Origin of the sequence: Microbispora sp. H10949 (genome assembly GCF_014161435.1) — a bacterium.
Classification (GTDB): Bacteria; Actinomycetota; Actinomycetes; order Streptosporangiales; family Streptosporangiaceae; genus Microbispora; species Microbispora triticiradicis.
The window spans coordinates 363625-387317 of sequence record NZ_JABBWZ010000001.1 but is presented as its reverse complement, the minus strand read 5'-3'; the positions used below and the strand labels follow the sequence as shown (position 1 = coordinate 387317).

Below are 23693 nucleotides of genomic sequence, written 5' to 3'. Positions count from 1 at the left end.
AGGAAGCGAAGGAGCGGGTGCGGATGATTTGGCGGTGGCGTTACGAGGACGCGAACGGCGGCGAGGTCACGGACCGCCCGCTGCCCCGGGAGATCTTCTCCAGCCAGTCGGACGCGGAGTCGTGGCTGGGGGAGAGCTGGCGCGAACTCCTGGAGGCCGGCGTCGAGCAGGTGTCGCTGCTGGAGGACGAGCGGGTCGAATACTCGGGGATGTCCCTGCGCGCCGAGTGAGGCGCGCGGCGCTCGCCGCCCGGACCCCGTGAACGCGGGAGCCGGGCGGCGCGCCGACGTGATCGGGCTGAGCCTCAGGGACGGCTGGACGGGCTGACGGTCTTGGCCGGGTCACGCTCGACGACGGGCTCCAGCACGTCGTCGATCTTCTTGAGCACCTCGGCGTCGAGCTTCACACCGGTGGCCTTGACGTTGTCGCGCACCTGCTCCGGCTTGGTCGCCCCGACGATGGCCGACGACACGTTGGGGTTCTGCAGCACCCACGCCACGGCGAGCTGGGCCATCGACAGGCCGAGGTCGGCCGCGATCGGCTTGAGGTCCTGCACCCGCCGCAGCACGTCGTCCCGCATCAGCCGGTTGATGAAACCCGAGCCGGTGGAGTCGGTGGCGCGCGACCCGGCCGGCGGCGGCTGGCCGGGCAGGTACTTGCCGGTCAGCACGCCCTGCGCGATGGGCGACCAGACGATCTGGCCGAGGCCCTCCTTCTCGCACAGCGGCACGACCTCGGACTCGATGACCCGCCACAGCATCGAGTACTGCGGCTGGTTCGACACCAGCCGGTCGAACCCCATCTCGTCGGCGATCTTCAGTGCCCGCGCGATCTGGTCGGCCGACCACTCGCTGACGCCGACGTAGAGGACCTTGCCCTGCCGCACGAGGTCGTCGAACGCGCGCAGGGTCTCCTCCAGCGGCGTCTCGACGTCGAAGCGGTGCGCCTGGTAGAGGTCCACGTAGTCGGTCTGCAGGCGGCGGAGCGAGCCGTTGATCGACTCCGTGATGTGCTTGCGGGACAGGCCCCGGTCGTTCTTGCCCTCACCCGTCGGCCAGTAGACCTTCGTGAAGATCTCCAGCGACTCGCGGCGCACACCTTTCAGCGCGCGGCCGAGCACCTCCTCCGCCCGGGTCCCGGCGTAGACGTCGGCGGTGTCGAAGGTCGTGATCCCCTCGTCGAGGGCCGCGCGGACGCACTCGACGGCGGCGTCCTCCTCCACCTGGGAACCGTGGGTGATCCAGTTTCCGTAGCTGATCTCACTGACCATGAGGCCGCTGCGGCCAAGATGACGGTATTCCATGCCTCTGACATTAGGTCATGAGTCTCGGCACCCCGATGATCGGATCGCGGTAAGGTGCCCGGCGTGCGCCGGTTGATCTCTTCTCGTCCCGTACGGCTGGCACTGCTGGCCGCGCTGGTCGCGGGGGCCGCCGCCGGGCTGGTCCTGGCCGCGCGGCGACGCCGGGCCACCACGCCTGTAGGGCCGTCCCGGGCCACCACCTCGCCGTCCCAGGGGGAGAGCGGGGACGCGGAGGCCCGGCGCGGCCCGGAGCCGGTGCTGGGGTGGGCTACCGAGGAGGACCTGGAGCGCTACCGGCGGCCGGAGGGCGGCGCTCCCGTCTCCCGCCTTCTAGGGGGACTCCCGCCGATCAAGGGGATCGTGCCGCCGCGCGGGACGAGGGCGCGCCGCTGGACGGCGGCGGCGGTCGTGTCGATCACCCTGCTGGCCCTCGGAGCGCAGGTGCTGGAGAGCGCCGTGTTCGCTCCGGACGCCTGGACGTCCTACGAACCGTGCCCGGCGGACGTCTGCGAGCCGGGGCAGGGCCCCGGCATCCTCTACTCGGTGGCCGACTGCACGGCGGACGAGTGCGGAGGCGAGGTTCCCGCATACCCGGAGGATAGGGAGCCCGTGACCGCGGAGCCGGAGACGTCTCCCGGCCCCCAGTGCGTGCTCCATCCGGCGCCCCCGGGAACGCCGGCCGTACGGCCGGTCTCCCGCCGCGTGACCGCCGGGGTCAACCGGCAGTGGCGGCGGATCGAGCGCTGGCTCAGGGCGCACGCGCCGCGGACGTACGCCTCCCTGAACGGCCCGGCGGCCCCGCGACTGGTGGCCAGGGCGGAGGAACGGCTCGGGACCCGGCTGCCCGACTCCCTGCGGGCGTCGCTGCTGCGCCACGACGGCTCCCGTGGCGGTGCGAGCTTCCGGTTCCCGACGTCCGACCTGATGATGAGCACGCGGGAGATGGTCTCCGCCTGGCCGGAGGCGTGCGGGATGGGCGGCGTCCCCGTCGCCCGCGCCGTGGACTTCGGCGGCTACCTGGTGACCGACGCCGCCACCGGCGGAGTCGGCGCGGCGTCGCCGGAGTTGCCGTACTACCAGGCCGGGTGGTCGTCCTACTACGCGCTGCTGCGGGCCACGGCCGACGCGCTCACCCGTGACGCCGCGTCCGGCGGTTTCCGGCCGGTGGTGCGTCGCGGCGTGCTGGACTGGACGTCCGCCTGATCCACGCGCGGGTGGCACCAAGCGGGCGTCGCCGTCCGGGACTCACCGTGCCGGGATCAGCGTGCGGGCGTCACTTCTTCAGCTCGACCGGGATGCCGCCGGGCAGGACGGTGGGCTTGGGGAAGCGCAGGCGCCGCATCTGCGACGACCGCATCGCCGCGTAGAAGCCGATGCCCTTGAGGCTCTCGCCCGGGAACTTCTCCGCCGCCTCCTTCTTCACGCGTCCGGCGACGTAGAACGAGCCGGCCAGCACCAGCACCATCACGACCGGCAGGGACAGCGTGTAGACCAGGAGGACCGCCGAGCGGACCTGGATCGGGAACGGCACCATCGACAGCAGCATGATGACGAAGACGACGGGCAGGAAGTACTGCCCAGGCAGGCGCCGCGAGTCGACCCAGTCACGGGCGAACTTGCGCACCGGGCCGCGGTCGCGAACGGGGAGCGCCCGCTCGTCTCCGCGCAGCATGGCCTCACGCTGCCGCGCCCGCAGCGCCTTGTCGCGCTCGCGGGCCAGACGGTAGGCCTCTTTGCGGTTGGAGGGCGCGGTCACCGGGGAGCGGCGGCGGCCCTGCGCCTCGCTCCGTTTGGGAGTGGGACGGCCCTTGCCCGGGGTGCCGTGGGGCTTAGGATCCTCTACAGGGACGGGGGAGTCCTCCGCAGAGGTCTGGGTGCGACGTCGGAACACGTCGCCCAGCCTACCGGGAGTGCAACTTAGTGACGCCCTCGCGCGTTATGCGTAGGGTGAACCCAGGCGGTTCCGCCGCCTGGGCAAGGGGCTTTAGACGGCTGGGGTCACCCACGCAGGACCTTGGAGAAGGGGACGGCCGACGCGCATGAGCGTGATGAAGAGACTTTCCATGATCTTCAAGTCCAAGGCCAACAAGGCCTTGGACAAGATGGAGGATCCGCGGGAGACGCTGGACTATTCCTATCAGCGGCAGCTTGAACTGCTGCAGAAGGTCCGCCGTGGCGTGGCCGACGTGGCCACCAGCCGCAAGCGGGTGGAACTGCAGATCAACCAGCTCGAGAGCCAGACCTCGAAGCTGGAGAACCAGAGCAGGCAGGCGCTGTCGGCCGGGCGCGAGGACCTCGCTCGCGAGGCGCTGACCCGCCGCAACGGTCTGAACGCCCAGATCGCCGACCTGCGGCTCCAGTACAGCAACCTCCAGGGCGAGGAGGAGAAGCTCACTCTCGCCAGCCAGCGGCTCCAGGCCAAGGTCGACTCCTTCCGTACGAAGAAGGAGACCATCAAGGCCACGTACACGGCGGCCGAGGCCCAGACGCGGATCAACGAGGCGTTCTCCGGCATCTCGGAGGAGATGGGCGACGTCGGCCTGGCCATCCAGCGGGCCGAGGACAAGACCGCGCAGATGCAGGCCCGTGCCGGCGCGATCGACGAGCTGCTGGCCAGCGGCGCGCTGGACGACTTCACCGGGCAGCGCGACGACATCCAGGCGGAGCTCGACCGGATGGGCGGCGGCCAGGACGTGGAGCTCGAACTGGCCAGGATGAAGGCCGAGCTCGGTCAGGGCCCGGCGCCGCAGAGCGCCATCGAGGCGGGGCAGCAGGGCCAGGCGGCCCCGGCCGCCCAGCAGCACACGCAGCAGCTCCGTAAGCCGGGGGAGGGGTTGTGATAGTCCGGATCATGGGCGAGGGGCAGGTCGAGATCGCCCCCGCCGACATCGACGTGCTGAACGAGCTCGACGGCGAGCTTGAGGCCGCCATCGAGACGGACGACGAGACGCAGTTCCGTGCCAAGCTGCACGCGCTGCTCGACAAGGTCCGCGACGTGGGCAGGCCGCTGGCGGACGACTCCCTGGAGCCGTCCGAGCTGATCCTGCCGCCGGCCGACGCCTCGATCGAGGAGGTGCGGGAGATGCTCGGGGACACCGGGCTCATCCCCGGCTGATGACTTCCACGCGGTTCGCCCCTGATCGCGGCCTCAGCGTGCGGATGACCGTGACGATGTTCCTGCTCGGGCTGCTCTACGTGGCGTTCATGGCCGTCCTGGTCGCGGTGGGCGTCCGGGCGGTCATGGTCCTCGTGATCGCCGCGGGCCTCCTGCTGGTGCAGTACTTCCTGTCCGACAAGATCGCGCTGTTCGCGATGAACGGACGGGAGGTCTCCCCGCAGGAGGCTCCTGAGCTGCACGGGATCGTCGACCGGCTGAGCGCGCTGGCGGGGATGCCCAAGCCGCGGGTGGCGATCGCGGACTCGGACATGCCGAACGCGTTCGCCACGGGGCGCGACCAGAAGCACGCGGTGGTCTGCGTGACCACCGGCATCCTGCGCCGGCTCGACGCGCAGGAGCTGGAAGGGGTGCTGGCGCACGAGCTGTCGCACGTCGCCCACCGGGACGTCGCGGTGATGACGATCGCCTCCTTCCTCGGGATCGTGGCCGGGCTGATGACCCGCTTCTCGCTGTACGCCGGGCTGGGCAACCGCAGGGACAACAACGGCCCGCCGATCGGGCTGATCATCTTCGCGGTCTCCGGCCTGGTCTACGCCGTCAGCTTCCTGCTGACGCGGGCGCTGTCCCGGTACCGGGAGCTGGCCGCCGACCGCGCGGGAGCGCTGCTCACGCAGCGGCCGAGCGCCCTGGCCAGCGCCCTCACCAAGATCAGCGGGGATATCGCGCGGATCCCGACCCGGGACCTGCGCGAGGCCCAGCCGTTCAACGCCTTCTACTTCGCGCCCGCCCTGTCGGGCCAGAGCGTCGCCTCGCTGCTGTCGACCCATCCGCCGCTGGAGCGCCGGCTGGAGCAGCTCGCCAAGATCTCCGCGGCCCTGGGCCGCTGATGACGGGCCGGCTGATGGTTGGGACGGCTGACGGTTGGGGCCTGCTGATGGGCCGGGAGCGCTGATGGGCTGGTTCGACGCCCTGCTCGGCCGGTCGAAGGCCGCGAGACCGAACCTGGACGCGTTGTTCGCCCTGCCGTCCGCCGCCGTAACGCTGCGCGCCGCCACCGGGTTCGCCCCGGCGGGCACCGGCTCGGTCTGCTTCCGGGCGGCCGAGGGAGGCGCGTTCGCCCGGCTCCAGCAGGAGATCGAGGCCCTGATGGGCGAGACGCAGGTGTCGCAGGACTCGTACGGCTACACCTGGGTGTCCGTGCGCAACCCCGACGTGGCCGGGCTCGTGACCGACCTGCACGCCGCGAACTCGTCGCTGGAGTCGGCCGGGTTCGGGCCCTCGCTGCTGTGCACGCTGGTGACGTTCGCCGATTCCTCGCAGCGGAAGCTGGCGATCGTCTATCTCTACAAGCGCGGCACGTTCTACCCGTTCGCTCCCGCCGGGGAGCCGCGCCGCGACAACGCGCTGGAACTGCAGGTCCGGGGCGTCCTCGGCCAGGAGCTCAAGATCGAGCCCGATCTCGCGAGCTGGTTCCCCGTGTGGGGCGCGCCGGGCCTGTGAGCGTCGTCGGCCACCGGAGGCAGCATGAGTGACTGGACCCACCTGAGACACACCGAGGCGGCGGCCCGGGAGATCGGCCTGATGGCCGACGCCGTACGAGGACGGGACGGCGGCACGCCGGTCCCGACCTGCCCCGGATGGGACCTCCGGGCGCTGGCCGAGCACACCGGGGCCGTCCACCGGTGGGCGGCCGCGATGGTCCGCGACGCCGCGGCGCACCGCTATCCCCGCGAGGAGATGGACCACGGGTATCCCGCCGACTTCGCCGGCTTCGCCGACTGGCTGCGGGCCGGAGCCGTGCTGCTGACCGAGGCCATGAAGAGCCGCGACCCGGAGACGGAGGTGTGGGGCTGGGCGGGGGAGCGGAGCGCGGCGTTCTGGTCCCGGCGGCAGTTGCACGAGACCGTCGTCCACCGCGCCGACGCGGAGATCGCCCTCGGCATCGCGCCCGAAGTCGACGAGGACGTCGCGGCGGACGGGGTGGCGGAGTTCTTCGACGTGCTTCCGTACGCCCGGTGGCGGCCCCTGCTCGCCGAGCTGAAGGGCGACGGGGAGTCGATCTCCTGGCGGGCCGGTACGGGCAGGTCCTGGCTGGTCCGGCTCACGCCCGCCGGTTTCGCGTACGAGAGGTCGGACGCGGCCGGCGACGTGACCGTGCGCACGGAGACGACCGGGGATCTGATGCTGACCCTGTGGGGGCGGCGCGAACCCGCCGCGGTCGAGGGCGACGCCGCACTGCTGCACTGGTGGCGCGAACGCGCCCAGATCTAACGCGCCCGGATCTGAGCGAAGGCGCCCCCGAAGTGGCTTCGGGGGCGCCTCTCGCGTCTCGTTACGGCAGGGCGAGCATGCGGTCGAGGGCGACCTTGGCCCAGTGGGTGGTGTCCGCGTCGACCGTGATCTGGTTGACGACCTCGCCCGCGGCCAGCGACTCCAGCGCCCAGACCAGGTGCGGCAGGTCGATGCGGTTCATCGTGGAGCAGTAGCACACGGTCCGGTCGAGGAACGTGATGGTCTTGTCGGAGAACCGGTCCGCCAGGCGGCGCACCAGGTTCAGCTCCGTGCCGACGGCCCAGGAGGACCCGGCGGGAGCCTCTTCCAGCTTCTTGATGATGTACTCGGTCGAGCCGACGAAGTCCGCCTTGTTGACGACCTCGTGGCGGCACTCGGGGTGGACGAGCACGTTGACCCCCGGGATGCGGGTCCGCACCTCGTCCACGCACTCCGCGGAGAAACGGCCGTGGACCGAGCAGTGGCCCTTCCACAGGATCATCTTCGCGTTCTCGAGCTGTTCCCGGGTGAGGCCGCCGTTCGGGCGGTGCGGGTTGTAGACCACGCAGTCGTCGAGCGACAGGCCCATCTCCAGCACGGCCGTGTTGCGCCCGAGGTGCTGGTCGGGCAGGAACAGGACCTTCTCGCCCTGCTCGAAGGCCCAGTCGAGGGCGCGCCGGGCGTTGGAGGAGGTGCAGACGGCGCCGCCGTTGCGCCCGCAGAACGCCTTGATGTCCGCGCTGGAGTTCATGTACGTGATCGGCACGACGCGGTCGGCGATCCCGGCGTCCTCCAGGGCGTCCCAGCAGTCCTCCACCTGGGAGAAGGTGGCCATGTCGGCCATCGAGCAGCCGGCGGCCAGGTCGGGGAGGACGACCTTCTGCGTGTCGCCGGTCAGGATGTCGGCCGACTCGGCCATGAAGTGGACGCCGCAGAAGACGACGTACTCGGCCTCCGGCCGGGCCGCGGCCTCCCGGGCGAGCTTGAACGAGTCGCCCGTCACGTCGGCGAACTGGATGACCTCGTCACGCTGGTAGTGGTGACCGAGCACGAACAGCCGGTCGCCCAGCCTCTCCTTGGCCGCGCGGGCGCGCTCCACCAGCCCCGGGTCGGACGCGGGAGGCAGCTCGCCCGGGCAGTCGACGCCGCGCTCGCTGTGCGCGTCGGTGCCCTTGCCGAGGATGAAGAGCGGAAGGCCGGTCTCGGTGATCGTCACGACCACACCCCCTAGGGGACTTATCGTCTAACTGACGACTAATCATTACACATCGTTTCGCCCTGTTCGTCCGTGGGGTTGCGGGTACCCCCATGGAATGTGTAGGGACCGGCGGGTGTTGGTAGCGTCTAGGTAGGACGTCAGAACCATTCGACCGCTCCGGGTGGGCGGTTGGCGCAGACGCGGGAGTCAGCACATGACGGTTGAGAGCAGCGAGACCACGCAGCAGGGCCTGATCCTGACTGACGCGGCCGCCGGGAAGGTCAAGAGCCTGCTCGAGCAGCAGGGCGAGGAGGGGCTGCAGCTCCGGGTGGCCGTCCAGCCGGGTGGCTGCTCCGGTCTGCGCTACCAGCTCTTCTTCGACGACCGTTCCATGGACGGCGACGTGGTCTCCACCTTCGGCGGCGTGAACGTCGTCACCGACCGGATGAGCGCGCCGTACCTCGTCGGCGCCACGGTCGACTTCGTCGACACGATCGAGAAGCAGGGGTTCACGATCGACAACCCCAACGCGACGGGCTCGTGCGCCTGCGGCGACTCGTTCAACTGACGGCGCCGCCGCGCCCGGCGGCCGGGATCCGAGCGCCCCGCACGGACATCGTCTGTGCGGGGCGTCGTCATGCCTGAGACGGTACGCTCGACAGGTTCGGCGGGAGCACCGTCCCCGCCCCCTGTCTTCCTGACTGTCTCCCTGATGCTGACAACGAGGAGAATGGCCCCGTGCGCATCGCCGTCACCGGCTCCATCGCCACCGACAACCTGATGACGTTCCCCGGCCGCTTCGGCGACCAGCTGATCGCCGAGCAGCTCGACCGGGTGTCCCTGTCGTTCCTCGTGGACGACCTGCAGATCCGCCGCGGCGGCTGCGCGGGCAACATCGCCTTCGGGATGGGCTGCCTGGGGCTCACCCCCGTCCTCGTCGGCGCGGTCGGCACCGACTTCGCCGACTACCGCTCCTGGCTGGAGCGGCACGGCGTCGACTGCGCCTCCCTCCACGTCTCCGAGCTGCGCCACACCGCGCGCTTCCTGTGCACCACGGACGAGGACCACAACCAGATCGCGTCGTTCTACACCGGCGCCATGGCGGAGGCCCGGGAGATCGAGCTGGGGCCGATCGCCGAGCGTGTGGGCGGGCTCGACCTGGTCCTGATCAGCCCCAACGACCCGGAGGCGATGCTGCGGCACACCGACGAGGCGCGCACCCGCGGCATCCCGTTCGCGGCGGACGTGTCGCAGCAGCTCGCCCGGATGCCCGGCGAGGAGATCCGCAGGCTCGTCGACGGCGCGGCCTACCTGTTCAGCAACGACTACGAGCTCGGGCTCATCGCCCAGAAGACCGGCTGGTCGGACGAGGAGATCCTCGACCGGGTCGGCGTACGGGTGACCACCCTCGGCCCCAAGGGCGCCAGGATCGACCGCAAGGGCGAGCCCTCGATCCACGTCCCGCCGGCTCCCGAGCTCGGCAAGGCCGACCCCACCGGGGTGGGCGACGCCTTCCGCGCCGGGTTCCTCGCGGGCCTCGCCTGGGGGCTGTCGCTCGAACGCTGCGGCCAGATCGGCAACCTCATCGCCACCCACGTGCTGGAGCGGGTCGGCGGCCAGGAGTACGAGCTGCGCCAGGGCGTCTTCGTCGAGCGCTTCGCCTCGGCGTACGGCCAGGAGGCCGCGGACGAGGTGGCCGCCCACGCCCGCTGCCACTACGCCTGACGCTCCGCCTCTCCACACCGTCGTGACCCGTGGTTCGCCCCGGCAGTGCCCGCGGCGAACCACGAGGTCGCTAGGGAGTGTCAGACACTCCCTAGTAGTTGCGGCGGACGTGGATGGACCAGCCGCCCTGGGGGAGTTCGTGGCTGGCCACGTGCTCGTGTGACTTCAGCCGGCACCAGGCCGGCACGTCGGTGAAGGCGGCGGGGTCGTCGGCCAGCACGGCCACCACGGCGCCCATGGGCACCTGGTTGATCCGCTCGGCGAGCATGATGATCGGGATCGGGCACTTGCGGCCCAGCGCGTCGACCGTCAGCGCGGGGACCTCCACGGGCCGGGGCGGAGCCTCCGGCTCCTCTGCCCGGGTGTCCCGGCCGTCCGGCCGTCTGCGCCACATCACCGCACCCCCAAGCTCGACCGGATCCGCCGCACTATCCCCGGCAGCACCGCGAGGAACCGATCGACGTCGTCCTCGGACACGCCACGGGGCAGCGATACCCGGACATTCCCATGTGTAAGCACGCCCATCGCTTCGAGGACGTGCGATGGACGAAGCGTACTCGCCGTGCAGGAACTTCCTGACGAGACGGCGAAACCGGCCTTGTCGAGCTCGGTCAGCAGCGCCTCGCCCTCGACGTACAGGCAGGAGAAGGTCACGATGTGCGGCAGGCGCAGGTCCGGGTCGCCGACGACCTCGACGTCGGGCACCAGCCGGGGCACCTCGGCACGGATCCGGCCGGTCAGGGCCGCCAGCCGCCGCCCCTCGGCCTCCGCCTCCGCCGACCTCGCGCGCAGCGCCGCCGCGGCGGCCACGATCGCGGGCACGTTCTCGAACCCCGGCACGCGCCGCCGTTCCCGTTCGTCCTCGGGCAGCGGCGAACGCCAGCGGACGCCCTTGCGGACCGCCAGCACGCCCACCCCCGCCGGGCCGCCCCACTTGTGGGCGCTCGCGGTCAGCACCGACCAGCCTCCGGGGACCGGCAGGCGGCCCGCCGACTGGGCGGCGTCGACCAGCAGCGGCACACCGGCCTCCCGGCACGCTTCCGCCGCGTCCTCGACCGGCTGGAGGGTCCCGACCTCGTGGTTGGCCGTCTGCAGGCACGCGAGGGCGCTTCCGGGGCGCGCGACGGCCTCGGCGAACGCCTCCGCGTCCACCCGGCCGGTACGGCCGACGCCCACGATCTCCACCTCGCCGCCGTCGCGCTCGTGGACCTCACCGGCGTGCAGGACGCTGGAGTGCTCGACCGCGCTCGCCACCAGGCGGCGCCCGGCCCGGCGGCGGCCGGCCAGCGTGCCGAGGACCCCGAGGTGGACGGCCTGCGTCCCGGAGGAGGTGAACGACACCTCGTCGGCGCGGGCGCCGATCAGTTCGGCTACCTCTGCCCGCGCGCGCTCCAGTAACATCTGGGCGCGGCGCGCCGTGCCGTACAGGCGGGCGGGATCGGCCCATCCGGCGTCGATCGCCGCCAGCAGGGCGTCACGTGCCGCGGGATGGAGAGGTTCGGTCGACGCCGCGTCGAGGTAGGCCACAGTTAGGACATTAACGGGGGCTGCTCAGAGGGGCGGCGCCGGTCCGCGCTAATGTGTCCCCCAGCGTGAACTCAACCAAGTAAAGGGCAGACCGGCGGAAACACCACAGCCGGTCGCACCTTTGGGTCAAATTGGAAAACCCGCCCAAGGGAGGAACTCTTGGGCTTCATCTGTGGGGTAGGCGATCCGTGAGTCCGACCCGCCGTACGACACGGCGACCGTGGGCACGCCGCCGGTTGCCCGGAGCCGCCGCCCTGGCGCTGCTGGTGGCGTCCGGGACGGCGTGTAGCAGCCAGGCGATCGATCAGTGGTCTCGTGGGGGCATGCCGGAAGGCGTCACCAAGCAGGCCGGCATCGTCCAGACGCTCTGGAACGGGAGCTGGATCGCGGCTCTCGCCACCGGCGTGGTCGTCTGGGGCCTGATCCTGTGGGCGTGTGTGTTCCACCGCAAGAAGAAGAACAGCCCCGACGAGCTGCCTCCGCAGGTGCGTTACAACCTGCCGATCGAGATCCTCTACACGGTGGTCCCGGTCATCATGGTGGCGGTCTTCTTCTACTTCACGGCCCGTGACGAGACCGAGATCACGCGGATCACCAAGGCCGCCCCGGTCAAGGTGGCCGTCGAGGGCTACCAGTGGAGCTGGCGCTTCACGACCGACTACCAGGGCCAGAAGGCCGTGGTCGCGGGCGTGCCGGTGGACCTGAGCAAGCAGAGCGTCGAGAACCCCCAGGGTCCGCAGCTCGTGCTGCCGGTCAACACCCAGGTGCAGTTCGACCTGCACTCGCCCGACGTCATCCACTCGTTCTGGGTGCCGGCGTTCCTGTTCAAGCAGGACGTCTTCCCCGGCAACGTGGAGAACCACTTCCAGATCACGACGCTCGACAAGCCGGGCGTCTTCGTCGGCCGATGCGCCGAGCTCTGCGGCACCGACCACAGCAAGATGCTGTTCTCCGTGAAGCTCGTCCCCCAGGCCGAGTTCGACCAGTACATCAAGAGCCAGGCGGGGAGTGCGCAGTGACCGCCATCCAGGAACCGGCCGGCGTCGCCGCGCGGCCGAACACCAAGGGCACGGTCATCGCCAAGTGGCTGTCCTCGACCGACCACAAGGTGATCGGGCACCTCTACCTGATCACGTCGTTCGTGTTCTTCCTCATCGGCGGCGTCATGGCGCTGGTGATGCGGGCCGAGCTCGCCCAGCCCGGGCTGCAGTTCGTGTCGTCGGAGCAGTTCAACCAGCTCTTCACGATGCACGGCACGATCATGCTGCTGATGTTCGCGACGCCGCTGTTCGCGGGCTTCGCCAACGAGCTGATGCCGCTGCAGATCGGCGCCCCCGACGTGGCGTTCCCGCGGCTCAACATGGTGAGCTACTGGCTCTACCTCTTCGGCAGCACCATCGCCGTCCTCGGCTTCTTCACCCCGGGCGGGTCCGCCTCCTTCGGCTGGACGGCGTACGCGCCGCTGTCGAACGCGGTGACCTCGCCGGGCCTCGGCAGCGACCTGTGGGTGATGGGCCTGGCGATGTCCGGCCTCGGCACGATCCTCGGCGCGGTGAACTTCATCACCACGATCCTCACCATGCGGGCCCCCGGCATGACGATGTTCCGGATGCCGATCTTCACCTGGAACATCCTGCTGACCAGCATCCTGGTGCTGCTGGCCTTCCCGGTGCTGGCGGCGGCGCTGCTCGCCCTGGAGGCCGACCGCAAGCTAGGCGCGCACATCTTCGACTCGCCCACCGGCGGGGCGATGCTGTGGCAGCACCTGTTCTGGTTCTTCGGCCACCCCGAGGTCTACATCATCGCGCTGCCGTTCTTCGGCATCATCACGGAGATCCTTCCGGTCTTCAGCCGTAAGCCGATCTTCGGGTACATCGGCCTGGTCGGCGCGACCATCGCCATCGCGGGCCTGTCGGTCACGGTGTGGGCGCACCACATGTTCGTCACCGGCCAGGTGCTGCTGCCGTTCTTCTCGTTCATGACGTTCCTCATCGCCGTGCCGACCGGGGTGAAGTTCTTCAACTGGATCGGCACGATGTGGCGGGGACACCTGTCGTTCGAGTCGCCGATGCTGTTCGCCGTCGGCTTCCTGGTGACCTTCCTGTTCGGTGGCCTGACCGGCGTCATCCTGGCCTCGCCGCCGCTCGACTTCCACATCAGCGACACCTACTTCGTCGTCGCCCACTTCCACTACGTGGTCTTCGGCACCGTGGTGTTCGCGATGTTCGCGGGCTTCTACTTCTGGTGGCCCAAGTTCACCGGCAAGATGCTCAACGACAAGCTCGGCAAGGTCCACTTCTGGATGCTGTTCTTCGGCTTCCACCTGACCTTCCTGGTGCAGCACTGGCTGGGCGTCATCGGCTTCCCGCGGCGGTACGCCGACTACTCGCCGGTCGACGGCTTCACCGACCTGAACATGATCTCCTCGGCCGGCGCGCTCCTGCTGGGCGCGTCCACGCTGCCGTTCTTCTACAACGTGTGGCGGACCTGGCGCTTCGCGCCCAAGGTCGCCGTGGACGACCCCTGGGGCTTCGGCGGCTCGCTCGAATGGGCGACCTCCTGCCCGCCGCCGCGGCACAACTTCCTGTCGCTGCCGCGGATCAGGTCCGAGCGCCCGGCGTTCGACCTCAAGTACCCGCACATCACGGCCAAGCCCGAGCTCGTGGAGGAGGCCCGATGAAGATCCAGGGCTGGATGTTCCTGCTCTGCGGCGTCTTCTTCGCCGCGGCCGACGTGGTCTACTGGTTCTGGTCCAAGGAGCCGACCGGTACGACCGCCATGGCGATCTCCGTCGGCCTGGCCCTGATGATCGGCTACTACCTGCTGTTCACGGCGCGGCGCATCGGCGACCAGCCCGAGGACAACAAGGAGGCCGAGATCAGCGACGGCGCGGGCGAGATCGGCTTCTACAGCCCGCACAGCTGGTGGCCGCTGTTCGTCTGCCTGTCGGCCGCGCTCACGTTCTTCGGCTTCGCCGTCGGGATGTGGCTGTTCTTCCTCGGCGTGTTCTGCACGCTCATGAGCATGATCGGGTTCGTCTTCCAGTACTACCGGGGCAACTTCTCGCACTGAGCCCCTGACCCGGCGGCGGCCGGTCGGCGATCTCGCCGGCCGGCCGTTCGCGTTCCTCCCCGGCAACGGTTTTCGCCGGCCTTCGGTGCCGTCGTTCTTTGCCGACCTTCGGTACGGTGTCTGCCCGCTCGGGACGCGGCCCGGGAATAACTCCCGGAAAGCGACCTGAGGGAGACGGACGTGCGTGCTCGTGCGGGGGCGCTGGCCCTTCTCGTGGTGGTGGCCGGGTGTTCCCTCTCCGAGAGAGGGGGCGAGGAGCGCCGGTCAGGAACGCCGATCAGCGTCACCCCGCTGGACGGCTCCGGCGAGCTGCCGCCGGAACTGCCCATCCTCGTCGGGGCGGCCGGCGGCACCCTCACCCACGTGGCCGTACAGGCCGCTGGGCGGCCCGTGGAGGGCGTGTTCAGCGCCGACAGGTCCCAGTGGCGCAGCGCCCGTCCCATGACCCCTGGCACGTCCTACAGCGTCGAGGCGACGGCCACCGGACCGGACGGCCCGGGGAGCAGGACCGTCCGCTTCTCCACCAAGCCGGCGGCCAAGACGTTCGCCGTCACCACCCTGGTGCCGAACAAGGAGGACACCGGCCTCACGGTCGGCGTCGGAATGCCGATCATCCTGACCTTCGACAAGCCCGTCACCGACCGCGTGTCGGTGGAGCGCAACCTCTTCGTGCAGGCGTCCAAGCCCGTCGACGGCGCGTGGCACTGGCTGGACGCCAAGAACGTCGTCTTCCGCCCCCGGCACTACTGGCCGCCGTACACGAAGGTCCGGGTGACCGCCCGCCTCGCCGGGATCAGGGGCGGCGACGGCATGTACGGCAAGCAGGACTACACCCGCGACTTCAAGATCGGCCGGTCGCAGATCAGCGTGGCCGACACGCAGACACACCATATGAAGATCGAGCTGGACGGCAGGCAGATCAAGGACATGCCGATCAGCGCGGGCAGCGGCGACGTCTTCCGCCACCACACCACCAGCGGCATCCACGTGGCGATGTCCAGGGAGGACGTCACGGTCATGACCTCCCCGGACGCGGGTCCCGGCCAGGCCGGCTACTACGAGACGACCGTGTACAACAGCGTCCGGATCTCCAACACCGGCGAGTACGTCCACGGCGCTCCCTGGTCCGTCGGCGACCAGGGCAACTCCAACGTCAGCCACGGCTGCGTGAACGTCAGCCCGGAGAACGCCAAGTGGTTCAAGAACAACACCCTGGTCGGCGACCCCATCGTCGTGACCGGGACTCCGCGCAGGCTGGACGCGGACAACGGGTGGAGCTACTGGCAGGACGACTGGCCGGCGTGGCTCAAGCGCAGCCGCCTTCGCGCCGCCCTCTCCGACCCGCTCTGAGCGAAGCGGGAAACCCCGAGCGAGCCGCAGGGGCGCGCCGCCGGTCTGGACTGAGGAGTGCGCGGGAGCGAAGCGACCAAGCGCGACGAGGGAAGAGCCCGTTGCGCGCCTCCGGCGCGACCCCGGCGGATGTGAGCGCCCCGATGAGCGAAGCGGGGAACACAGCGGCCCGGCGGGGGAGTGGTTCCCCCTGCCGGGCCGCTGTGTGCCGGTCAGTTTGCACCGGTCGGGTTGTGCGTCAGTGGAGTTCCTTGCGCTCGCCGGCGCCGACGGCGGCGGGCTCCTCCTCGTGGTGGCCGTTGTGGTGGCCGTCGGTCAGCGGGACGTGGTCGGTGCCGTACGCCTCGCTCATCCTGGTCCGGAGCCGGCCGATCGCGCTGCGGGCGCCCTTGGGCGGGATGCCGTCGCCGTCCGCCGAGCCCGTCAGGACCGGGATCTCCTTCTTGCCGCGGATGTGCTCGGCGATGTCCTCCGCCGGCGGCGTGTGGACCTCGATGTACTGGCCGTTCGGCATCCGCTTGATGACCCCGGACTCGACGCCGTGCGACAGCACCTCGGCGTCCTTGCGCTGGAGGCCGATGCAGGTCCGGTAGGTGATCCAGTACGCGATCGCCGGGCCGATGAAGACGGCGAACCGTCCGAACCAGGTGGTCGTGTAGAGGTCGATGTGGAAGTTCGCCGAGATCTCGTCGTTGGCGCCGAGCAGCCACAGGATTCCGTAGAACGTGATGGCCGAGATGCCGATCGAGGTGCGGTGCGGGTTGTTGCGCGGCCGGTCGCACACGTGGTGCTCGCGCCGGTCGCCCGTGACCCACTGTTCCAGGAACGGATACAGCGCCAGGCCCGTCATGATGATGCCCATCGGCACCAGAGCCGGGATCAGCACGCTGAACGTCACGGTGTGGTCGAGGAAGTTGATCTCCCACGCCGGCATGAGACGGAGCGCGCCCTCCAGGAAGCCCATGTACCAGTCGGGCTGGGAGCCGGCCGAGATGTTCGCCGGGTTGTACGGCCCGAACAGCCAGATCGGGTTGATCTGGGCGAACGTGCCGAGGAGGGCGATGACCCCGAACGTGAACAGGAAGAACGCGCCCGACTTGGCCATGAAGGCCGGGTAGAACGGCGCGCCCACCACGTTCTTCTCGGTCCGCGCCTTGCCCGGCATCTGCGTGTGCTTCTGCACCCACATCAGGATCATGTGGGCCGAGATCAGCGCGAGCAGGATGCCCGGGATCAGCAGGATGTGGATCGTGTAGAACCGCGGGATGACGTCGTGGCCCGGGTACTCCCCGCCGAACAGGAAGAACGAGATGTAGGTGCCGACGATCGGGATCGACTGCGCGACGCCCTGGGTGATCCGCAGACCCGCGCCGGAGAGCAGGTCGTCGGGGAGGGAGTAGCCGGTGAGGCCCTCCAGCAGCGCCAGCGTGAGCAGGCCGACGCCGATGAGCCAGTTGAGCTCACGCGGCTTGCGGTAGGCGCCGGTGAAGAAGATGCGCAGCGCGTGCGCCGTCATGCCGGCGACGAACAGCAGCGCCGCCCAGTGGTGCATCTGCCGGACCAGCAGGCCGCCGCGGATGTCGAAGCTGATGTGCAGGGACGAGGCGTACGCCTCCGACATGCGGACGTCGTACAGCGGGGCGTAGTTCCCCAGGTAGTTGACCTCGCCCATGCTCGGCTTGAACCAGAACGTCAGGAACGTGCCGGTCAGCAGCAGGATGACGAACGAGTAGAGCGCGATCTCCCCCAGAAGGAACGACCAGTGGTCGGGGAAGACCTTGCGCAGGTTGCGCTTGAGGAAGTTCCCCGCGCCCAGCCGGTCGTCGAGGAACGTCGACGGGCCCGTGATGGCCTTCGGAGGAGCGTTCATCACGCCTTCTCTCTTACTTCAGCTTCGGCGTCGCCGCGCTCCCAGAAGCTGGGGCCGACGGGGACCTTGAAGTCGGACTTCGCGACGAGGTACCCCTCCTCGTCGATGCCGAGGGGCAGCTGCGGCAGCGGCCGGGCCGCGGGACCGAAGATGACCTTCGCACCGTCGGCCGCGTCGAAGGTCGACTGGTGGCACGGGCAGAGGATGTGGTGCGTCGTCTGCTCGTACAGCGCGGCGGGGCAGCCCACGTGGGTGCAGATCTTGGAGTAGGCGACGATGCCGTCGACGGTCCAGTTCTTGTTCGTGCCGGACTTGATCTCCTCCGGGCGGAACTTGAGCAGGATCAGCGTCGCCTTGGCCAGCGCGTTCAGGTCCTCCTCGTAGCCCTCGGGGACCACGGAGAGGATGCCGCCCGGCGAGTTGAAGTCGGCGGCGCGGATCGGCTGGCCGGTGCCCTCGACGACGAGCCGGCGCGGCTTGCCGTTCTTCATGGCCTCTCCCCAGACGGTGTGCCGCAGCGAGGTCCCCGGCAGCGGGCCGAGGTCCTTCAGCAGCACCAGCGGGGCGAGGCCGAGCGGGGCCGCGGCCAGCAGCAGCGTGCGGCGCAGCAGCCTGTGCTTGACGAAGCCGCTCTCGTCCGCGCCCTGGAGGAAGGTCTCCTTGACGTACTCGCGCGTGTCCGAGTCGGAGGCCATCAGGTGGCGCTCCTGGACCAGGTTGTACTTCGGCATGATCTGCCGCACCCACACCGTGACGCCCGCGCCCAGCGAGAGCAGGGCCAGCGCCAGGGTGCCGCCGAGCGCGTAGTTCGACGTGGCCGTCTTGTCGATCGTGCCGACCTGGAAGATCACGTACGCGGCGATGAAGGCCGCGCCGGCCAGGAAGGTGATCAGGAAGAGGAACGCGACCATGCGCTCCGCCTTGCGGACCTTGACCGGGTCCTGCGGGATCACGCCTTCGACGCCCGCGGGCTCGTGGATCGGGTCGTGCTCCTCGATGGGCGCGTCGGCGGGCGGCGTGCCGATGACGCGCGTCGGCACCCGGCCGCTCTCGGGATACTCGTTCTGCTCTGTCATGCCTGCGCCCGTCGCTTCTTCGCGGTGATCCAGATGGAGGCCAGGATCAGGAGGCTGAGACCCACGACCCACGCCACGAGGCCCTCGGTGACGGGGCCGATGCGGCCCAGGCCCGACCCGCCCGGGTCGACCTGCGACCTGACGTGGGTGATGTAGGCGATCATGTCACGCTTCTGCTCCGGCGTGATCGTGGAGTCGTTGAACACCGGCATCGCCTGCGGGCCGGTGACCATCGCCTCGTAGATCTGCGTCGGCGTCGCCGGGTTCAGCGGCGGCGCGTACTTGCCGTAGGTGAGCGCGCCGCCCGCGCCGACGAAGTTGTGGCACTGGATGCAGTTGGCCCGGAACAGCTCACCGCCCTTGGCGGGGTCGCCCAGCGCGGGGTTCACCTGCTCCTCGGTCGGCCGCGTCGGGCCGCCGCCCAGGGACTGGACGTACGCCGAGAGCTGGTCGATCGCCTGGTCGGTGGCCCAGTCGGGCCTGGGCTTGCGCGGGGCCTGGGGGCCCGCGTCGGCGGCCGGCATGCGGCCGCTGCTCACCTGGAAGTCCACGGCGGCCGCGCCGACGCCGATGAGCGTCGGGGCCTTGTTGGTGCCCTCGGCGTTCAGGCCGTGACAGCTCGCGCAGTGCGCGACGAAGAGGCTCTTGCCCTCCGCCGCGTCGTCGGCCTTGCCGGACGCGATCGCGGCGTCGGCGGTGCTGCCGTTCGGCGCGGCGAGCGCGTACCCGCCGCCGAGCAGGCCCAGCGCGAGTGCCACGACGGCGACTCGCGCGAGGGGATGGCGCCGTCGGGCGGTGATGGAGTTCACCGAAATCCCCGTTCCGATCATTTGATGATGTAGATGGTCGCGAAAAGGCCGATCCAGACCACGTCGACGAAGTGCCAGTAGTAGGACACGACGATCGCGCTGGTCTGCTGCTCATACGTCAAGCGCTTCGCGGCGTACGTGCGTCCCAGGATGAACAGGAACGCGATCAGACCACCCGTCACGTGCAGACCGTGGAAGCCCGTGGTCAGGAAGAACACCGAGTCGTACGGGGAGTGCGAGAGGACGTGACCCTCGCGCGCCAGGTTCCCGTACTCGTAAAGCTGACCGCCCACGAAGAAGGCGCCCATCAAGAAGCTTACGACATACCAGAAACGCAGCTTCTTGACCTGGCCTCTTTCCACAGCCCACACGCCCAGCTGGCACGTGACACTCGACAGGACCAGAACGGTCGTGTTGAAGGTCGCGAACGGGACTTCGAGGTGCGCCTCGGGCCAGTGCGTGCCCTGTCCGAGGCTGACCGACCGGATGGTGAAGTACATCGCGAACAGCGCCGCGAAGAACATGAGCTCAGAGGACAACCACACGATGGTGCCAACCTGGACCAGGTTCGGCCGGTTGGACCCGTGCGGTCTCGTCGTCGTAGTAATTGCGGATGCTGTCGCCACGCCCAGCATTATTGCGGCTCCCCAGGTCGGGTCGCCCCACGACCCCCCGCTAGGGTCCGTCCGCGCCATCGGAACGGGCATGTCATGGCAGGAGCCCCGGGGCTGCGAGCCTGGCAGCCGCGCCGGTAGCATCACGATGACCATACCCCGCGATTCGACAGTGAGCGTGTAATGAGGGTTCTCGTCTACAGCGACGACGCAGGCACCCGGGAGAAGGTGCGGCTGGCCATCGGGCGGCGCCCGGCCGCTGACGTGCCCCTCGTCGAGATCGTCGAGTGCGCGACCCAGCCGGCCGTGCTCAGGCACCTCGACTCCGGCGAGATCGACGTGGCCGTGCTCGACGGCGAGGCGGTGCCGGCCGGCGGCATGGGAGTCAGCCGCCAGGCCAAGGACGAGGTGCACGACTGCCCGCCGATCCTGCTGCTCATCGCCCGCAGGGACGACCGCTGGCTGGCCAACTGGTCCCGCGCCGACGCGGTGGTCGCGCACCCGCTCGACCCCGTCGTGCTCGCGGAGGCCGTCGCCGACCTCATGCGGCGCCGCCTGAGCGTCACCCGGGCGCACTGAGTCCTGCCCGGAGTTCCACCCCGCACCTTCTCCGACCTGACACCGACATATCGCGGAGCCCACGATGGACACGCGCACCACTTGGCCCTCGACGCTGCACGCCCTGCTCGCAGGTGAGAACCTGACGGCCGACGAGACGGCCTGGGTCATGGGGGAGATCATGTCGGGGGCGGCGACCCCGGCGCAGATCGCCGCCTTCGCCGTCGCGCTCCGGGCGAAGGGCGAGACGGTCGCCGAGGTGACCGGCCTCGTCCGCACCATGTTCGAGCTGGCCACCCCGCTCACGGTCGAGGGCCCGGTGCTCGACATCGTCGGCACCGGCGGCGATCGGGCGCACACGGTGAACGTCTCGACGATGGCGGCGATCGTCGCGGCCGCCGCCGGGGCGAGGGTCGTCAAGCACGGCAACCGCGCCGCCTCCTCGCTGTGCGGGGCGGCCGACGTGCTGGAACGCCTGGGCGTCGCGCTCGACCTCGCGCCGGAGACCACCGCCAGGGTGGCGGTGGAGGCAGGCATCGCCTTCTGCTTCGCGCCCCTCTACCACTCCGCGCTGCGCTTCACCGGCCCGCCGCGCAAGGAGATCGGCGTGCCGACGGTCTTCAACTTCGTCGGGCCGCTGGCGAACCCGGCGCGCCCCGCCGCCCAGGCGATCGGCGTCTTCGACGCCCGGATGCTGCCGGTCATGGCCGGGGTGTTCGCCGAGCGTGGTGTGTCGGCGCTCGTGTTCCGGGGCGACGACGGTCTCGACGAACTGTCGACGGCCGCGCCGTCGACGGTCTTCGTCGTCCGGGAGGGCACCGCGACCCAGACCGTCTTCGACCCGGCCGACCTCGGCATCCCCCGCTCCGAGCCGGGCGACCTGCGCGGCGGCGACGTGGATTTCAACGCGGCGGCGGTGCACGACCTGCTGCGCGGCAAGACCGGGCCCGTACGGGACGCCGTGCTGCTCAACGCGGCGGCCGGCCTGGTCGCCTACGACGGCCCCGGCGACGACCTCGTCGCCGATCTGCGCGCGGCGTACGCCCGGGCGGGGGAGGCGGTCGACTCGGGCAGGGCGGCGCAGACCCTGGAGCGGTGGGTGGAGCTGAGCAGCGCGCTCCGCTCCTCCGGCGCCTGACCCGGCCGACCCGGCTTCCGGGCCGCCGGCCGCCCGACCTGCCGCCCGGTTCCGGCCGCCGTCCCGGGTGATCGACTGATCGCTTCCGTGCCGGGGGCTGACCGGTTCCTGTCGTCTCCGCCGCTGGAGGGACCACGCGTCCGCCTGTATGGGGACGTGCCGGGTTCCGCCTGAGCCGTACCGTTCGGGCATGATGCGCCTGTTCGTTGCCCGAGCCCTCCGCCGCTGGGCCACCCTCACCCACGGCAGAATGGCCTCTCTCGTGCCCGTACGCTCCGCCGGTCTCCGGCCCGGCGGCGCAGGTCACGTCCCCGGGACGGCCGGGAGACGGGGGCGGGAGACGAGCGCGGAGAGCGCGGCCCCCGCCACGGGGGAGGACCACCCCCGCCCGGATGACGCCGCGGCCTGGGAGCGGCTGCGCATCGCCTCGGAACTGCATGACCTGGTGGCGCACGACCTGAGCGTGATGACCCTCGGGGTGGGCGCCGGCCGGGTGATCATGGACAAGGACCCGGAACGGGCGCGGCAGACGTTCCGCGACGCCGAGGAGTCCGGCCGCCGGGTCCTCTCCGATCTGCGGCGGATGATCGGCCTGCTCCGCATGGACGGGCTGTCACGAGGGCCCCAGCCGGGGCTGGGCGAGCTGCCGGGCCTGCTGGACGACTTCCGGGCGAGCGGGCTCGCCGTCTCCCTCACGGAGAACGGCACGCGAGGCGGCGGGCCGACGCTGGAGCTGTCGGCGTACCGCATCGTGGAGGAGGCGCTGGGCAACGCCCTGTGGTACGGCACGGCCCGCACGGCGACGGTCACGCTGCGGTGGCTGCCCGCCATCCTGGAGGTCGTCGTCCACGACGACGGGCTGCCCCGCGACAGCCTCGTCGGCACCTGGGAGCGGGCCGCGCTGTTCGGCGGCTCGGTGGCCGAGCACCCGCTGCCTGGCGGCTTCGAGGTCCGCGTCCGCCTCCTGCGCCCCGCCTGAGGCGCGTGGGCGGCCCGGGCGGGTCGGCCGGCCGGATCAGTCGGCGTCGCTGAGGCCGATCGAGAAGGCGGCCTCCAGGTCGTGGCGGGAGTAGGTCCGGAAGGCGATGTGGGTCTCGGTGTGCCGCACGCCGGTCACCTTGTTGATGCGGCCCGGCACGACCTCGGCCACCTCGTCGTACCTGGCGACCCTGACCATCGCCAGCAGGTCGAACTCGCCGGTGATCGAATACACCTCGCTGACGCCCTCGACCTCGGCGATGGCCTCGGCGACCTCGGGAATCCGGTCGACATCCGCCTTGATGTGGACGATCGCGGTGACCATTCGGGCCTCTCCTGCTGTGTCGGGGCTTCGCTGTCGCACCCGACACTAGTGCCCTCGTCGGCGCCCTCTATTTCCGGCCGGTGCTCCGATGTCGCCCTGGCCGCGGCGTGCGCCGGACGCGGCATCATGAAGAGCGTGGACTCCTCTCTCGACACCCTGCCGAAGATCGGTGCGCCGGCGACGCGGGCCCTGGGCAACGCCGGTTACACGGCCCTGCGTGACCTTGCAGGGGTGCCGCGTGCCGAGCTGGCCAAGCTGCACGGCGTGGGGCCGAAAGCGCTCGACATCGTCCAGAGTGCGCTCGAGCAGCACGACCTGAGCCTGGGCTAGTCGTCGCTGGAGCAGCAGCACCCCGTCCCCGGCGTCAGGCCGGAGCCTCCCGCGGCCACAACCGGCCCAGGAACCGCTCCCGCGGATCCGCCTCGTCGTCCGCCCATGTGTCCACCCGTACGTTCCAGGACCTCCCCGGCCCGCCGAGGCGCAGGAAACCGTCCTGGACATCCGTGTACAGCTCCATCGCGCAGATCTCTCCTGTTGGGACCCGCAAGACGCAGGAGGTGGCCGTCCACACCTCGCGCAGGCACTCCGGTTCTTCGTCCCACACCTCAAGCGAGAGGCTCACGAGGTCGTCCTCCGCCGAGAGCGTGAGCCAACCGCTTTCGGGCGACTCACACGGGCCGGGGGAGAGCGACACATCCACGACGAAGAACGTGCCGTCGTAGACGCTCACCTCGCAGTCACTACGGGCGACCAGGGGCACA

Annotated in this window: 28 protein-coding genes; 17 read left to right on the top strand and 11 right to left on the bottom strand. The window is 70.3% G+C overall.

Annotated elements, in window-relative coordinates; genetic code table 11:
- The first annotated feature begins 23 nt into the window (after positions 1-23).
- A complete protein-coding gene (locus tag HHX40_RS01760; RefSeq protein ID WP_117409166.1) occupies positions 24-230 on the top strand; it encodes a hypothetical protein in 207 nt (68 codons plus the stop codon).
- A 74-nt stretch (positions 231-304) separates the two neighbouring features.
- Here HHX40_RS01760 and HHX40_RS01755 read toward each other — a convergent pair whose 3' ends face one another.
- On the bottom strand, positions 305-1303 hold the full coding sequence (locus tag HHX40_RS01755; protein ID WP_117409167.1) for an aldo/keto reductase family protein: 999 nt from the start codon (positions 1301-1303) through the stop codon (positions 305-307).
- Between the two features lie 63 nt (positions 1304-1366).
- Between HHX40_RS01755 and HHX40_RS01750 the strand changes: the two genes are divergently transcribed.
- The gene (locus HHX40_RS01750) at positions 1367-2506 is read left to right on the top strand and encodes a hypothetical protein (RefSeq protein ID WP_182879150.1); all 1140 of its coding nucleotides are present in this window, start codon (positions 1367-1369) and stop codon (positions 2504-2506) included.
- Positions 2507-2576: 70 nt separating this feature from the next.
- Here the strand turns inward: HHX40_RS01750 and HHX40_RS01745 are convergent, their stop codons facing one another.
- The gene (locus HHX40_RS01745) at positions 2577-3194 is read right to left on the bottom strand and encodes a DUF3043 domain-containing protein (RefSeq protein ID WP_138462863.1); all 618 of its coding nucleotides are present in this window, start codon (positions 3192-3194) and stop codon (positions 2577-2579) included.
- Positions 3195-3342: 148 nt separating this feature from the next.
- Here HHX40_RS01745 and HHX40_RS01740 point away from each other — a divergent pair, with 148 nt between their 5' ends.
- From HHX40_RS01740 to HHX40_RS01720, 5 genes are all read left to right on the top strand, one after another.
- Entirely contained in the window at positions 3343-4143 is an 801-nt protein-coding gene (locus HHX40_RS01740; protein ID WP_117409170.1) for a PspA/IM30 family protein, read from the top strand.
- Positions 4140-4418 (top strand): PspA-associated protein PspAA, encoded by a 279-nt coding sequence (locus HHX40_RS01735; protein ID WP_117409171.1) that lies wholly within the window; start codon positions 4140-4142, stop codon positions 4416-4418. Before HHX40_RS01740 ends, HHX40_RS01735 begins: the two co-directional genes overlap by 4 nt.
- Positions 4418-5308, top strand: a complete 891-nt coding sequence (gene htpX / locus HHX40_RS01730) for a zinc metalloprotease HtpX (protein ID WP_117409172.1) — start codon at positions 4418-4420, stop codon at positions 5306-5308. Before HHX40_RS01735 ends, htpX begins: the two co-directional genes overlap by 1 nt.
- A 64-nt stretch (positions 5309-5372) precedes the next feature.
- Entirely contained in the window at positions 5373-5921 is a 549-nt protein-coding gene (locus tag HHX40_RS01725; protein ID WP_182879149.1) for a PspA-associated protein PspAB, read from the top strand.
- Positions 5922-5945: 24 nt separating this feature from the next.
- Positions 5946-6692 (top strand): maleylpyruvate isomerase family mycothiol-dependent enzyme, encoded by a 747-nt coding sequence (locus HHX40_RS01720; RefSeq protein WP_182879148.1) that lies wholly within the window; start codon positions 5946-5948, stop codon positions 6690-6692.
- Between the two features lie 61 nt (positions 6693-6753).
- Here the strand turns inward: HHX40_RS01720 and nadA are convergent, their stop codons facing one another.
- Positions 6754-7908, bottom strand: coding sequence for a quinolinate synthase NadA (gene nadA, locus HHX40_RS01715; protein ID WP_182879147.1), 1155 nt, complete (start codon positions 7906-7908; stop codon positions 6754-6756).
- A gap of 196 nt (positions 7909-8104) precedes the next feature.
- Between nadA and erpA the strand changes: the two genes are divergently transcribed.
- Complete coding sequence (gene erpA, locus HHX40_RS01710) at positions 8105-8458, top strand: iron-sulfur cluster insertion protein ErpA (protein WP_117409175.1); 354 nt, start codon at positions 8105-8107, stop codon at positions 8456-8458.
- Between the two features lie 170 nt (positions 8459-8628).
- Positions 8629-9615, top strand: a complete 987-nt coding sequence (locus tag HHX40_RS01705; RefSeq protein WP_182878149.1) for a carbohydrate kinase family protein — start codon at positions 8629-8631, stop codon at positions 9613-9615.
- 91 nt (positions 9616-9706) lie between these two features.
- Here the strand turns inward: HHX40_RS01705 and HHX40_RS01700 are convergent, their stop codons facing one another.
- Both HHX40_RS01700 and HHX40_RS01695 read right to left on the bottom strand, forming a co-directional pair.
- Complete coding sequence (locus tag HHX40_RS01700; protein ID WP_182879146.1) at positions 9707-10009, bottom strand: sulfurtransferase TusA family protein; 303 nt, start codon at positions 10007-10009, stop codon at positions 9707-9709.
- Entirely contained in the window at positions 10009-11142 is a 1134-nt protein-coding gene (locus HHX40_RS01695; protein ID WP_182879145.1) for a cysteine desulfurase family protein, read from the bottom strand. Before HHX40_RS01695 ends, HHX40_RS01700 begins: the two co-directional genes overlap by 1 nt.
- Before the next feature lie 323 nt (positions 11143-11465).
- On the opposite strand from HHX40_RS01695, the gene coxB reads away from it, so the two are divergent.
- From coxB to HHX40_RS01675, 4 genes are all read left to right on the top strand, one after another.
- Positions 11466-12161 carry a cytochrome c oxidase subunit II gene (coxB, locus tag HHX40_RS01690; protein WP_259403199.1) on the top strand — a complete coding sequence of 232 codons (696 nt, stop codon included), beginning with the start codon at positions 11466-11468 and terminating at the stop codon, positions 12159-12161.
- A complete protein-coding gene (ctaD, locus tag HHX40_RS01685; protein WP_310737897.1) occupies positions 12158-13822 on the top strand; it encodes a cytochrome c oxidase subunit I in 1665 nt (554 codons plus the stop codon). The genes coxB and ctaD overlap by 4 nt, the downstream gene beginning before the upstream one ends.
- Positions 13819-14214, top strand: a complete 396-nt coding sequence (locus tag HHX40_RS01680) for a cytochrome c oxidase subunit 4 (protein WP_117409181.1) — start codon at positions 13819-13821, stop codon at positions 14212-14214. Before ctaD ends, HHX40_RS01680 begins: the two co-directional genes overlap by 4 nt.
- Positions 14215-14394: 180 nt before the next feature.
- Complete coding sequence (locus HHX40_RS01675) at positions 14395-15564, top strand: L,D-transpeptidase (RefSeq protein WP_182875789.1); 1170 nt, start codon at positions 14395-14397, stop codon at positions 15562-15564.
- Between the two features lie 238 nt (positions 15565-15802).
- Here the strand turns inward: HHX40_RS01675 and HHX40_RS01670 are convergent, their stop codons facing one another.
- From HHX40_RS01670 to HHX40_RS01655, 4 genes are read right to left on the bottom strand one after another with little or no spacing between them, the layout of a single operon-like run.
- Positions 15803-17434 (bottom strand): cytochrome b, encoded by a 1632-nt coding sequence (locus tag HHX40_RS01670; RefSeq protein ID WP_182879142.1) that lies wholly within the window; start codon positions 17432-17434, stop codon positions 15803-15805.
- Positions 17434-18510, bottom strand: coding sequence for a ubiquinol-cytochrome c reductase iron-sulfur subunit (locus HHX40_RS01665; protein WP_117409184.1), 1077 nt, complete (start codon positions 18508-18510; stop codon positions 17434-17436). The genes HHX40_RS01670 and HHX40_RS01665 overlap by 1 nt, the downstream gene beginning before the upstream one ends.
- Positions 18507-19319, bottom strand: a complete 813-nt coding sequence (locus HHX40_RS01660) for a c-type cytochrome (RefSeq protein ID WP_117409185.1) — start codon at positions 19317-19319, stop codon at positions 18507-18509. Before HHX40_RS01660 ends, HHX40_RS01665 begins: the two co-directional genes overlap by 4 nt.
- Before the next feature lie 17 nt (positions 19320-19336).
- Entirely contained in the window at positions 19337-19954 is a 618-nt protein-coding gene (locus HHX40_RS01655; RefSeq protein ID WP_117409186.1) for a cytochrome c oxidase subunit 3, read from the bottom strand.
- A 162-nt stretch (positions 19955-20116) separates the two neighbouring features.
- Between HHX40_RS01655 and HHX40_RS01650 the strand changes: the two genes are divergently transcribed.
- The 3 genes from HHX40_RS01650 (at position 20117) to HHX40_RS01640 (ending at position 22608) form a co-directional block, all read left to right on the top strand.
- Positions 20117-20512 carry a response regulator transcription factor gene (locus tag HHX40_RS01650; protein WP_117409187.1) on the top strand — a complete coding sequence of 132 codons (396 nt, stop codon included), beginning with the start codon at positions 20117-20119 and terminating at the stop codon, positions 20510-20512.
- Positions 20513-20576: 64 nt separating this feature from the next.
- Positions 20577-21629, top strand: coding sequence for an anthranilate phosphoribosyltransferase (trpD, locus tag HHX40_RS01645; RefSeq protein WP_182879141.1), 1053 nt, complete (start codon positions 20577-20579; stop codon positions 21627-21629).
- Positions 21630-21819: 190 nt separating this feature from the next.
- Positions 21820-22608 carry a sensor histidine kinase gene (locus tag HHX40_RS01640; RefSeq protein ID WP_182879140.1) on the top strand — a complete coding sequence of 263 codons (789 nt, stop codon included), beginning with the start codon at positions 21820-21822 and terminating at the stop codon, positions 22606-22608.
- Positions 22609-22644: 36 nt separating this feature from the next.
- On the opposite strand, the gene HHX40_RS01635 is transcribed toward HHX40_RS01640, so the two are convergent.
- Positions 22645-22932: an Lrp/AsnC family transcriptional regulator gene (locus HHX40_RS01635; RefSeq protein WP_117409190.1), complete on the bottom strand. Its 288-nt coding sequence runs from the start codon at positions 22930-22932 to the stop codon at positions 22645-22647.
- Between the two features lie 135 nt (positions 22933-23067).
- Here HHX40_RS01635 and HHX40_RS01630 point away from each other — a divergent pair, with 135 nt between their 5' ends.
- Complete coding sequence (locus tag HHX40_RS01630) at positions 23068-23262, top strand: helix-hairpin-helix domain-containing protein (RefSeq protein ID WP_182879139.1); 195 nt, start codon at positions 23068-23070, stop codon at positions 23260-23262.
- 34 nt (positions 23263-23296) lie between these two features.
- On the opposite strand, the gene HHX40_RS01625 is transcribed toward HHX40_RS01630, so the two are convergent.
- Positions 23297-23692: a hypothetical protein gene (locus tag HHX40_RS01625; protein WP_182879138.1), complete on the bottom strand. Its 396-nt coding sequence runs from the start codon at positions 23690-23692 to the stop codon at positions 23297-23299.
- Position 23693: the final 1 nt, after the last annotated feature.

Excerpts from the sequence above, each read along its gene's own strand:
- HHX40_RS01760 (WP_117409166.1), top strand. The coding sequence starts at position 24 with ATGATTTGGCGGTGGCGTTACGAGGACGCGAACGGCGGCGAGGTCACG.
- HHX40_RS01700 (WP_182879146.1), bottom strand. The coding sequence starts at position 10,009 with ATGTGGCGCAGACGGCCGGACGGCCGGGACACCCGGGCAGAGGAGCCG.
- HHX40_RS01640 (WP_182879140.1), top strand. The coding sequence starts at position 21,820 with ATGATGCGCCTGTTCGTTGCCCGAGCCCTCCGCCGCTGGGCCACCCTC.
- HHX40_RS01635 (WP_117409190.1), bottom strand. The coding sequence starts at position 22,932 with ATGGTCACCGCGATCGTCCACATCAAGGCGGATGTCGACCGGATTCCC.
- coxB (WP_259403199.1), top strand. The coding sequence starts at position 11,466 with ATGCCGGAAGGCGTCACCAAGCAGGCCGGCATCGTCCAGACGCTCTGG.
- trpD (WP_182879141.1), top strand. The coding sequence starts at position 20,577 with ATGGACACGCGCACCACTTGGCCCTCGACGCTGCACGCCCTGCTCGCA.
- HHX40_RS01755 (WP_117409167.1), bottom strand. The coding sequence starts at position 1,303 with ATGGAATACCGTCATCTTGGCCGCAGCGGCCTCATGGTCAGTGAGATC.
- HHX40_RS01720 (WP_182879148.1), top strand. The coding sequence starts at position 5,946 with ATGAGTGACTGGACCCACCTGAGACACACCGAGGCGGCGGCCCGGGAG.
- HHX40_RS01655 (WP_117409186.1), bottom strand. The coding sequence starts at position 19,954 with ATGCTGGGCGTGGCGACAGCATCCGCAATTACTACGACGACGAGACCG.
- HHX40_RS01670 (WP_182879142.1), bottom strand. The coding sequence starts at position 17,434 with ATGAACGCTCCTCCGAAGGCCATCACGGGCCCGTCGACGTTCCTCGAC.
- erpA (WP_117409175.1), top strand. The coding sequence starts at position 8,105 with ATGACGGTTGAGAGCAGCGAGACCACGCAGCAGGGCCTGATCCTGACT.
- HHX40_RS01740 (WP_117409170.1), top strand. The coding sequence starts at position 3,343 with ATGAGCGTGATGAAGAGACTTTCCATGATCTTCAAGTCCAAGGCCAAC.
- HHX40_RS01725 (WP_182879149.1), top strand. The coding sequence starts at position 5,373 with ATGGGCTGGTTCGACGCCCTGCTCGGCCGGTCGAAGGCCGCGAGACCG.
- HHX40_RS01680 (WP_117409181.1), top strand. The coding sequence starts at position 13,819 with ATGAAGATCCAGGGCTGGATGTTCCTGCTCTGCGGCGTCTTCTTCGCC.
- HHX40_RS01665 (WP_117409184.1), bottom strand. The coding sequence starts at position 18,510 with ATGACAGAGCAGAACGAGTATCCCGAGAGCGGCCGGGTGCCGACGCGC.
- HHX40_RS01650 (WP_117409187.1), top strand. The coding sequence starts at position 20,117 with ATGAGGGTTCTCGTCTACAGCGACGACGCAGGCACCCGGGAGAAGGTG.
- htpX (WP_117409172.1), top strand. The coding sequence starts at position 4,418 with ATGACTTCCACGCGGTTCGCCCCTGATCGCGGCCTCAGCGTGCGGATG.